Genomic DNA, 11,912 nt, shown 5'->3' with positions numbered 1-11,912 from the left:
ATCGATTATTATTAATTACATTTACTTACAACTCCATTCTCTATAAGGGAAATATATCCCAGCAATGCCCCCCAATGATAGAACTTATCACTTCGCACAACATCATCACCTTCACCAGTGAGGGCATTGTAATTTTCAAAGACATATCCATGTGATAACCAGGATTTCAATAATAATTTTTGGGATTTTTCGGCAAAGGCATGTCTCACTTCCGGAAATTCATAGTTATTCAATCCTAAGTATACCAGAAAATTCAATGGAGCCCAAATGCGTCCCCGCCAATATTCATTATCTTTAAATGCAGGATCATTTTTAGGTACAGAAGGAATTACGTACTCCCCCCAGAACTCATCAGTGTTCAGTAAATGCTCTTTTATCATCCTCTCAGCCTGATTCTTTGTAGGTACTTTTGCCAGCAATAGATAAAAGCAAGTGGGTGAAGTGCGATAATTAAATTTCAGATCTCTGGTAGAACGATTATAGTAAAATCCAGTCTTATCATCCCACAACCCTGCTAAATTATTGCGATAATATTCCGCGCGTTTTCTAAGTTCAGTTACATCTTTTTTATACCCGAGTTCTTCCGCTATTAAAGCCAGATAGTCACAATCCATTACATACAAAGAAGACATGCCTACATCATGTTGTTCCAACAAATGTTTTTGCTTATTAAAAAGTACTCCATCATACATTGGAGAATTATCCAATCCTGATTCCAAAACAGCACCATAGTGACAATCCGTATCAAACTCAGACCTGAAATAAGTAACCTTTTCATAAGGATTACTACCTAAGCATAATAACCCTCCATCCTCTCTATTCCGGCTCCACCAGCGATTCCAAGTTAGTAATTCTTTATATAATAACTCCAAGAACCATTTTTCTTGATATTGTTTATATATTGTCCAGACAGCCAAAGAGCCAACAGGAGGCTGAGAACGATCTCTTGATTTAAAATTATTGCTATAAAAACAGTTAGGTACAAATCCACTCTCTGTTATCGCCTTAGTTATCTCTACAGCATTTGCATAGGCTAACTCTTTATTGCCAACAGAAAGCATCATCGATGCAAAATAGGTATCCCAACAGAACAGTGTGAAACCACCAAAATCTTCACTGGCAAACCATTCGGAACTCCAAATCCGACTTACAGGAGTAATCACCCTCCTAATGCCAGGATCATATATATTATCCCAAGCCAAAACACTCTGCATGGCATTATAGCAATCATAATTTTCACCAAATTGTTTCTGATTAGAATTAATAAAATCCCGGGCACGGTCATTAATGAAAGCAATTGCCTCATCCAATTCCATATTTTCTCCGCAACAGATAGCAACCGGAGTATCTAAAGACAGAATAAACTCCCTTCCTTTTTTTTCCAGAAGTTTACCTTCTATAGAAGTTTTTATTTCAACAACTTTATCACGTGATGCCAATGTAAATCCTAAACTATCCACGCTAAGTGTATTGCCCCGTTTCCAAAGACTTTCAGGGATAACCACCAATCGTCCTCCTTTCTTCGTCTCAGTCAGTGGTCTGATTAGAATTACGTTTTTAAGTCCCATAGCAGCACTTTCTACCTGCAACTTATATCCTCTCCAATCTATGGTCATTTGAGTATAAGCTCCATCAAATGAATGAGGTCCCGGCTGCAATAATGGCGCCCCTTTAACTCTATCTCCGATTCTGAATTTCTTTACACGACTTCCATCTGTATCCATCATATTCAGGTCGACAGCAAAACCATAAGGAAGAAATACATGAGTCAGCACACTACGGGTATCCCAGGTGTTCCAACCGGAAGCCAATCGTTTTTGCAAATTCTCATATAATTCTTCAGGAGTGTTACCTGAAATGGCCTTAATAGGATAGATAAACATACCTAATAAAAACAATCCTATCAACAAGTGCTTTTTCATAGTTTAAAGACTAAATTAGACATCAGTTTGACTTCTCTCATATGGAAGAGGAATACTTCCACGAATGCAAAATAAAAGCCTTAGTCTTAAAAAACAGAGCCATCCTTTATTAATTGGACATTAAAAAAGCGCTTAATTGTTATGATTAAGCGCTTTTTCTTATGTTTATAAATTATCATTTATATAAATTACATAAGGGGACCTTATATTCCTCTCCTAATGAATCTTTATACTCCTTACAGAAACGGTCATATACACTCTTTGCAATACCCTTTTTACCTTGTATAAAAAGAATAGAGCATTTAGCAGCCAAAGCTTCTTCATTCAGAGGATCATGCAAGAATAGGATATCAGCAATACGCAGTACTGTATCGTAATTATTACGTTGTACATCCAACAAATTCCTCAGCAAATCAATAGAAAGACTGGAATAAGAATCTTTAAATTCATCCAACCAATCAACAATGGTATTTGACAGCAACGGACCATACAATAAAATTTCCAATATCTGATTCAGAAGCTTATCATTCCCATGTTCACCATTTTCCTTAAATTGACGAATACAATCCAGCGCCATCCGATAATCACAAAATACTCCCTCATGCCATCTGATACACAGAAATCCCGCATCACTGACAACTTCCACATCACCTACTTTTTCTAACAATACACGCAACTTACGCAAAGTCACATTACGGTTATTACGAGCAGACTCCTCTTCTTTGTCCGACCACAGAATATCGGTAGCTTTTTTAGTCAAGATACCTTGCTTGTTCTTCTCTGTATAAAGCACCAGCAATATAAGCAAGCTTTTCAACCGTGGTGTAAAAGCTCCTGTTATGTCATTACCATCTTTATCACGAACATTAAATGTGCCCAACAAAGAGATTGCCGAACGACTGCGATCAAAATACTTTTCTGCCGCTGCAACCTCCTCTACCGTTTCATTAACAGGAAGAACCTCCACCTGAGTATTATCTTCTTTTGTATCTTCAAGTTCGACTTTCTTCCTGCTGTACTTTATCCGGTAAAAAAGGAATACTGATCCTCCCAATAACAGGATACCACATGAGCCCCATAACCACACCGTAGAAAAGTCCTTATTCGCCGTCTGCGCAATTTCATTATCATTCAACAAAGGAGTATTGATAGAATAAATAGCCACATCATGTGTACGGTCACTCAAAATTTTATCCATCACCAGATACAGTTTATGATGGGCAGGAGAGGAATAAAAGCTAAAATCACAATCCTGATGAACCAAATCATTACGAATAGGCTTCGATATCTCTACCCAAGCAGAATCATTCATGAAAACCTTCCAAAGGCTGCCTCCGTCTTTCAAACTAACAGCATAAAAAGAACTGTCCGAAGGTTCAAAGTACATGGAAGATGCCATCAACAACATATCTGTAGATTGTTTTTTCTTCCATACACTACGAGACTTTCCCGTTTTCAGATTAATGGCACACAACTCATAATAAAAATGAGCATTGAATTCTTGCTTTCCCTGTTTATTTCCACGACCACCAAAAATATACAGTTCATCGCCTACTATAGCTGCTGCAGATGAGTAACGAGGAGAAATAACAGGGGTATATGCAACTTCTTCAACCTGTTTCATACCCACTTTCAACCGATATAGGTTATTCCTATATTGGTAGAATCCATATCCTCCCCAAAAATAAAATGAAGAATCAGACGGACTAAACGTACGTGCATGGTTGTAGTAACGAGGCTCATCCAAATGTCTTTCATTCAGACTCCATTTCCCTTCATCGACAGACAAAGCTGAAACCAACTTTTCGTGTAAAGAATAAGACAATAACTGATTAGTCAGTGTATCATAAACCATGTGATCTGTATATTCCATAGCCGGATATCCCTCCACAATAGAGACCTCGTTCCGGTCACCGGAAATACCATTTAATATTTCTATTTTATTTTGTCGCACAAGATAGAATAAGGCATCACGGGCATTAAAAGCGACATCCAAACGACCTGATGTTTTCTCTGTATATATTTTCCGCCATTCAATATGATTATCAATGAGCCATGAAGGATAAGAAGCTAATGCCACAGCCCCTTCAACTTCATCAAGACAAACATCGCCATTATGCTTCCACAACTTCCAATATCTTATCAGTTCCCCATCCCGGATAATCTTTATATCCCTAATATTCATAGGAACTACATCTGCCGAGAAATATGGAGATTTTCCAAACGAAACTGTAATATCTTTGGTACCACGCAATGGCACTACCATCGTAGTGTCCCTACTATCATATTTCAAATCAATTTGATTCTCCTTTATATTAAGGTGTAAAGACACAGGAACCCATTTACCTTTTTCAATATTGGTATTAATAGCAAACATTCCCTCATTGAAAACGAGAGCTGGAAAATTCCTGTTATTATCACCTGCAGCAAAAACAAAATGAAGAAATTGATTTTCATTCGTACATAAATGAAGAATAGCCCCGAAATCAGGCTCATTACGAACCCACATTTGAAAATCAATAATAAACTCCTTCTCCACATAAAAAGGAGAGTTCCCATCAAGAGACAAAGAGGTGCGTTCATTGCCTGGCACAGAATGAGATTTGAAATGAAGGCCATAATCTGTAGAAGCCAACACCTTCATATTTCCCAATGAGAAGAAACATAATATCCAAATTAGCAATTTACTTTTCATAGTATCTCGTTAAAGAACACTCTGCAAAGGTATAAAAAAATCCCCCATAACAAATAAAGGACACGAGAATTTGGAATCTGAATTCAATTAAACCGATATTATGCGCAAATTAATAACAAATTAATCAGAGAAGTAATATCTCTGGTTTACTTTTGTTGCAAAGGACAAAAAGCTTGTTCTATCATCAAATTAAAACAGTATTATGGAAAAACTTTTTTTTAGTCACATGAAAGTAAAATCGTTGATTACTTTTTTACTATTAACACACTTTTTATCTGTCTCCACATTCGTAGAAGCCAAAGTACAATTACCCTCCGTACTTAGTAGCAACATGGTATTGCAACAACAAGCAAATATAAAGCTATGGGGAAAAGCCAAAGAAAACTCGTCTGTTACCATAAAAACATCATGGGATAACAGAACCTATAAAACAACTGCAGACAAGCAAGGAAAATGGTTATTAAATGTCTCCACACCAACAGCCGGAGGCCCCTATGAAATTACATTCAGCGATGGAGAGGCTTTAACATTGAAAAATATATTAATAGGTGAAGTCTGGTTCTGCTCCGGACAATCGAACATGGAAATGCCCATGAGTGGTTTCGACCGCCAACCCACTCAGGGCACAAACGATATCATAGCCAAAGCGAAAGCCTCTACCCCAATCCGCATCTACAACACCGATTCCAAAGATGGAAGATGGGTACGGCAATATAGCAAAACCCCACAGGAAGATTGTAAAGGTGAGTGGTTAGAGAATACTCCAGTCAACGTATCCCACACAAGTGCAACAGCCTACTTTTTCGCCCGATATATTCAGGAAGTACTGGAAGTACCAGTCGGTATTATTGTATCTTCTCTTGGAGGATCAAAAGTAGAAGCATGGATGAGCCGGGAAGCCATAAGCCCATTTAAAAGTATTGATTTAGCCATACTCGACAATGATGAACCTGTAAAAAACATCACAGATACTCCATGTGTACTCTATAATGGGAAAATAGCTCCTTTCACGAATTTCACCATTAAAGGCTTCCTTTGGTATCAAGGCGAAAGTAATCGTGACAATGCTAATTTATACCAAAGTCTGATGCCTGCTTTTGTCAAAGACTTACGCAGTAAATGGAATATAGGAGAACTCCCTTTTTACTTCGTAGAGATTGCCCCCTTTAATTATGAAGGGGCCGATGGCACCTCAGCCGCCCGCATGCGTGAAGTCCAACAACAAAATATGAAGGATATTCCTAATAGTGGAATGGTTACCACTCTGGATATAGGTCATCCGGTCTTTATCCATCCTACAGATAAAGAAACGGTAGGTAATCGCCTTGCTCTTTGGGCACTTGCCCAAACTTATGGACGAAAAGGATTCGGTTACGCCACTCCTGTTTATAAATCCATGGAAATATCAGGTAACAAAATATACATCAATGTGGACAACGCACAGCGTGGTCTTTGTCCTATGTGGACCCCACTCGAAGGATTTGAAATTGCCGGTGAAGACAAAGTTTTCTACCCGGCCCATGCTGAAATAGAAACCAAAACTACCCGTCTTGCCGTATCATGCGATAAAGTACAGCATCCGGTAGCCGTCCGATATGCTTATAAGAATTATACCCAAGCAAGCGTATTCAACATCTATGGTATCCCCGTAGCTCCCTTCAGAACAGACAATTGGTAGAACACTGATTAACAAAACAAAAGGAATGAACATGAGAAAAAGAATACTCTTATTAATATGCATACTGTGTACCTTAGTACACAGTATAGCAGCCCAACCGGAAAAGAGTTCTAACCCAGAGTTTCTAACCAAGGCTTTCGTGCATCCGGGCATGGCTCAAAGCAAACAGGACCTCGACTATATGCGCGAAATGGTAGTAAAAGGCATACAACCCTGGAAAACCGCTTTTGAGAATTTAAAGAAAAACACTTCTTTAGATTTTATCCCCAAACCATTTGCTGAAATATCAGTAGGTCCCTATGGAACAAACAGCATAGGCGGACGTGAGTTTTCCGAAAGTGCAGAAACAGCCTATAACCATGCATTAATGTGGTATATAACCCAAGACAAAGCCTATGCGCATAAAGCCATTGAAATCCTGAATGCGTGGAGTTATGTTCTCCGGGGATTCGATGCAAACAATGCCAAGCTGAATGTAGGTTTATTCGGATATTACTACCTCAATGCTGCTGAAATTCTGAAACATACCGATTCCGGCTGGGCGCCCAAAGACCTGCAACAATTCACGCAAATGGTCCTTACAGTCCTTTATCCCACTATTAAAGGCTTCTTTACCGAAGCTAACGGTAACTGGGATGCATCCATGATTAGTACCATCATGTGTATCGGCATTTTTACTGATAATCACGAAATTTTCAACCGGGCAGTAGAAAGATTCTACCGGGGAGAAGGTAACTCCGGCATCACCCGTTATCTCTATCCGGGTGGACAATGCCAAGAGACAACTCGCGACTGGGGACATGTACAATTAGGTATAGGTGAATTTGCCAAAGCAGCACAAACCGCCGACACGCAGGGATTAGATTTTTATAGTGTAGCTGATGACAGGCTGGCACAAGGTTTCGAATATACAGCACGTTTCATGTTAGGAGAACATATTGATTTATTCGGAGTCTTTACAGACAGAGATAACGACAAATTCAGAGATATCTATGAATCCATATACCAGCATTACAAAAATACCAAAGGCCTATTACTGCCATATACCGAGAAAGCAATAAAACAACATACACGCCCGAAGTCATCAGTAGGTTTTCTGACGGCTGCCAAAGCTCCGCTTCCCAATGCTCCGGCAAAAACATCTCTTTATACAGGTTTCGATAAATTCCTGAAACCAACAGTAATCGGAGCTTTAAAAGGCAAATCAAAAAAACTTCCTGCCAACAGTATTTTTGTAAAACCGGGAGAGTCCATACAAGAAGCCATAGACTCCAATCAAAAGAGTGGCAAATGGATTATTTTGGAAGCAGGAGTACATACATTGAAAGCTCCTCTAAAGATATATAGTGGCACCCTCCTTGCTGGTCAGGGACGCGAAACTATAATCTTTCCGGCTCCACAAACAGAAACTGCAATCATTAATGGAGAAAATATTCTCTCTGACGTCACTATTCGCAATCTTCTGATAGAAGGTGCCACTAAAGTAACCGAAAATGCCGATCCTAATCACGACCGTCGTAGCCGCTCATATATGAACGCTCCCAGCCGGGAAGGCGTCATTTTCAAATCAAAAGAGAAAGATGGCATACAGAACATTACATTTGACAATATTACCATACAGAATTTCACCAAAAACGGTGTAGCCATAGTTGGTGGAAAGAATATTCGTATTAACCAATGTGATTTCAGTGATAATGGTGCCAGCGTAGTGCCAGGTGCCGGTTTCCATCATAATCTTCATTTGTCATACATCACAAATTGTGATATAACAAGTAGTCGTTTCGATACCTCCCCCTACGGAAACGGTATAAATGCTACTTTCTGCCAGAATGTGAAAGTTATCAACTCAGAGATGGCCCGTAACGGACTCTCAGGCATACGATGTGCAGAAAGTAACCGGATAAGCATCAACAATAGTCTTGCTGAAGGTAACAATGAGCACGGAATATTCATTGAGAAGCAAATGAACCCTTGTAAAGACATTACAATCCATCAGAACACCGTACAAAATAACAGATATCGCGGTATTGATGCCCAAACAGCCATCCAACTAAATATCAAAGATAACAGAAGCCTTCATAACGGTAGAGAATAGTGAATAAACAACAATCCAGTGCATGCCAATAATACGCATGCCACTGGATTGTAACACTGAACTTATCGAAAAAGACCCTATTAAAAACTATACCTTTCTAATCATTACCTATACATCATTTAGCTTCAGGATTAATATACATCACTTTCAAAGAAGAAAGGAATTCATTTCTATTATCACATCTGAAGTTACCTGTGAATTCATTCTTATCTCTTTGTCCTATTTTTATGCTTATCTTATTCCAACCTTGCAACAAGGGCAGTTCTTTATAAGTAGCCTCATGCCTGTTTTGTGAAGCAGCAGCATACGCTTTGTCATTAATAGCGAGCTGGCATTCTCTTGCTTTCACAACCAAAGTCAGTTTCGGCATATTCGGTTCAATCAACAAGTCATCCAAAGGACGTGGACTAAATACATAGATATCCAAAGTCCATCCATCCGACATTTTCACTAACTTATCTTTTACAGCAGTCGGGAACATTAACTGGTTATCACGCAAAAAGAAAACTTCATTTGATTTCACCTCAATCTCATTACGGTCAATTCCGGCATTCTTCAAAATAACTCCCAATGTATTGTATCCCTTTTCTGAATTAGTAAACTCTTTCAGCGTGCTGATGTAAAAACAAGAAGCTCCATCCTGATATTTCACAAATACAGGAGTAGCAGCTGTACATTCGTACTCACTCCGTACCGTACTGGCCGTTTTCAGCTCCTCCGGACGTTTATTCCAAGCTCTCCAATCAGTCTTACATGCATTCAGCAATACATCTCCTTCTTCCACTAAAGCGCCTGTCAGCGAGTATTCCGAGGCATCAGCTCTTTGAAGTTCACAGAAATAGAAATCTGAATTGTTCAAACCACGTATCCATGATTTCTGAACCGGCAGGAAAGAAGAACGTTTAAGATTATCCAAAGCCACCGGAAGAGGCAGAATCTCATTGTACACATTCACAGTCTGAGGTGTCAATCCCCAAATCCAGACATCAGCACCTTTAGCTATATTAGCCAACATACTCTTCTTTTCAGCAGCAGACAAAACATAAGTACCGTCCACAATATAAAGCATCCGTGCAGGAGCAGTTACTTTAGTCGCAAATTTCACACCTTGCGCATCCAGAATATTCCTCAGCTTACTGTCATCTCCTCCAATGAAAATGACTTCTTTATATTTCTCTGCCGGAGTAGCGGCTGGCGCTTCATATTGTTTCTTGTCGATATTGGCATAAGCAGACCAACCAGGATGTCCCGGTGCATTGGCTGCACGCATAGCATTATACATAGGCCACGGATCATACAAAGGCAGACTTGGATCATATCCAGGATTGAATGTAGTGCAATAGGGGCCTACACGTTCCGGTTGTACCCCCGGAACACCTTCTTTATATTCTGTGAAGAAGATACCATCCTTATTTATATCCGGTTGCGTAGTCATATCCTTTTTACCCAATGGCAGTGGTTTCAAGGAATACCATGCCATATTGAAAACCGTACTATAAGAAGCGCCCATATTACGTTGGTTAGCAAGCAGATGATAGCATTCATTAGCTAGTCCTTCCATACGTCCCAACTGCGATTCATAAGCTCTTTCACCATTATATTTGGCAACCTGCTCGGGAGTACCGTAGTAAGCCATACTATGTTCGCCAATTCCCCAAGGCTTACCAATTTCAACCCAATGTTTCATTGAGCCCATATCGCCATAGTGACCTACTGTAACCGGCAATATACCATCTCCATCATCTTCTCCATCGGCAGAAATCCACGGGCGGGTCGGGTCATTAGCACGAACAATATCCCTCCAGTCTTCCCAGGCTTTCTTCTGCTGAGGCATAAGCTCAGGCCGGTTGTAAACATGCAGAATCACCGGTTTATTCTCATTACTGATACTCCAGCCAAAAACAGAAGCATGATTGCGGTCTCTGAGTACAAAACGTCTCAAGTGTTCTTTAGATGCCTCCCAAAAGAGTTCGGAATCCAGTTTCGGACCACCATCACTCGCCCAGTTAGCTGTTTCATTCAACACACAGATACCCATTTCGTCAGCTACATCCATATAGAAACGAGGATATATCTGTGCATGAGGACGGACTGCATTGGCATTCATACCTTTAATGGCAGTAAACCATGCCCACGCATATCTACGTGTCATTTGCGGAATACCCATAAAGTGCCAGGAATCACCTCTCAACTGATAAGGTTTACCATTCAGGTACTGTGTGGTACCTTGCAATGTCCATTCACGCCATCCGAAACGCTCATATTTCATATCAAGGGTTTCTTTCTTAGCCTGCAATGAAAGCAATACGGCATAAAGATTCGGTTGTTCAGGAGTCCAGTAATTCAACTCACCGGATACCGGAACCTGCAACACAACTTTTGTTGAAGCATTGGCAGGGATACTAACTTTAACAGGGGCCACTTTCAAAGCTTCCTGTCCAAGTTTCCATGCAGGTACAGGAGCAGAATTAACATCTGTCCCAGCCAGGTTTACCCATTCATTAATCTTACCTTGAAGTTGCAGATCAGCTTTTTTTTCCGTATTATTCTGTACAGTCACTTCCAGTTCAAGCATATTTTGAGAAACCAACGGTTTCACATATACATCTTCCACATGCACTTTGGGCAATGCCAGCAAATATACATCCTGCCAGATACCGGCAATATGATATCCCCACATAGAACCGGCAGGAACAATGCGGCGACCAATCGTAGAATTGTTTTCAAACAAAGACTGACTGCGAACGCCTACCCATACTTCAGCTGTCTCACCTGCATTCACTTTATCCGTAATATCCACACTGAACGGAAGGAAAATATCAAAATTTTCTCCCACCTTCTCCTTATTAATATAAACTTCAGTATAGCCGGATACAGCCTCAAAATAAAGTTTTATCTGTTGACCATCCCAGTCAGCAGGAATCGTTATCATTTTCTTCATCCATGCCATTTTCACTTGCTCCCATTCTTTCGGATAAGACGGGTAATTGCGATGATCGGGACCTTCCACATCTCGGTTGGCAAAGGAATTAATATTCCAGGGAGAAGGTATTTTTATACGGGTTTTGCTCCAAGCCCCTTCTTTAGGCAACGACAGTTCCGGTGCAACTCCTTTACCTTGCACGTAGCTACTCGGCAAAGCCACAGGTTGGAAGTCCCAGTAACCATTCAGGCAAACTTCTTTCCTATACTCCTTTTCTGTCCTATTTACAAGACCCTCACTTGGTGCAAACGGGAAATTATACACCAATTTACCATCGCTTGATGTGGTTTGCCCCACTGCCTTTCCCGGTAGCAAGAACAAAGCCGTCAGCAAGCTTAATAAAATTGCATTTCGTTTCATTTAAGAATACTATTAATTAGGTATTAGACATATTTGTTTTCCTGTTTGCAAAGTAAACGGAGCAGCATTAAAAAGTTAGCCGAAACAATATTAATATTGAATTAAAAATACATTAATTTCCCATATTTCAGCACTTTTCGATTAATACATGATTTTTTCTGTAATCTTTGTACCTTTGC

The 11,912-nt window shown here is 39.9% G+C and carries 5 protein-coding genes; 2 read left to right on the top strand and 3 right to left on the bottom strand.

All coding sequences use genetic code 11. The features are described 5' to 3' along the window. Positions 1-11 precede the first annotated feature (11 nt). Both K6V21_RS09665 and K6V21_RS09660 read right to left on the bottom strand, forming a co-directional pair. Positions 12-1,922 carry an MGH1-like glycoside hydrolase domain-containing protein gene (locus K6V21_RS09665; RefSeq protein ID WP_224321623.1) on the bottom strand — a complete coding sequence of 637 codons (1,911 nt, stop codon included), beginning with the start codon at positions 1,920-1,922 and terminating at the stop codon, positions 12-14. 175 nt (positions 1,923-2,097) lie between these two features. Further along, positions 2,098-4,617 (bottom strand): hypothetical protein, encoded by a 2,520-nt coding sequence (locus tag K6V21_RS09660; RefSeq protein ID WP_224321622.1) that lies wholly within the window; start codon positions 4,615-4,617, stop codon positions 2,098-2,100. 202 nt (positions 4,618-4,819) lie between these two features. On the opposite strand from K6V21_RS09660, the gene K6V21_RS09655 reads away from it, so the two are divergent. Beyond that, positions 4,820-6,295: a sialate O-acetylesterase gene (locus K6V21_RS09655; RefSeq protein WP_224321621.1), complete on the top strand. Its 1,476-nt coding sequence runs from the start codon at positions 4,820-4,822 to the stop codon at positions 6,293-6,295. Between the two features lie 31 nt (positions 6,296-6,326). Further along, entirely contained in the window at positions 6,327-8,390 is a 2,064-nt protein-coding gene (locus K6V21_RS09650; RefSeq protein ID WP_224321620.1) for an alginate lyase family protein, read from the top strand. Positions 8,391-8,505: 115 nt separating this feature from the next. Here the strand turns inward: K6V21_RS09650 and K6V21_RS09645 are convergent, their stop codons facing one another. Next, positions 8,506-11,733 carry a glycoside hydrolase family 2 protein gene (locus K6V21_RS09645; protein WP_224321619.1) on the bottom strand — a complete coding sequence of 1,076 codons (3,228 nt, stop codon included), beginning with the start codon at positions 11,731-11,733 and terminating at the stop codon, positions 8,506-8,508. Positions 11,734-11,912 lie beyond the last annotated feature (179 nt).

Source organism: Bacteroides cellulosilyticus (genome assembly GCF_020091405.1).
GTDB lineage: Bacteria > Bacteroidota > Bacteroidia > Bacteroidales > Bacteroidaceae > Bacteroides.
The sequence above is the reverse complement of the archived record's forward strand: the minus strand, read 5'-3'. Positions and strand labels throughout refer to the sequence as shown.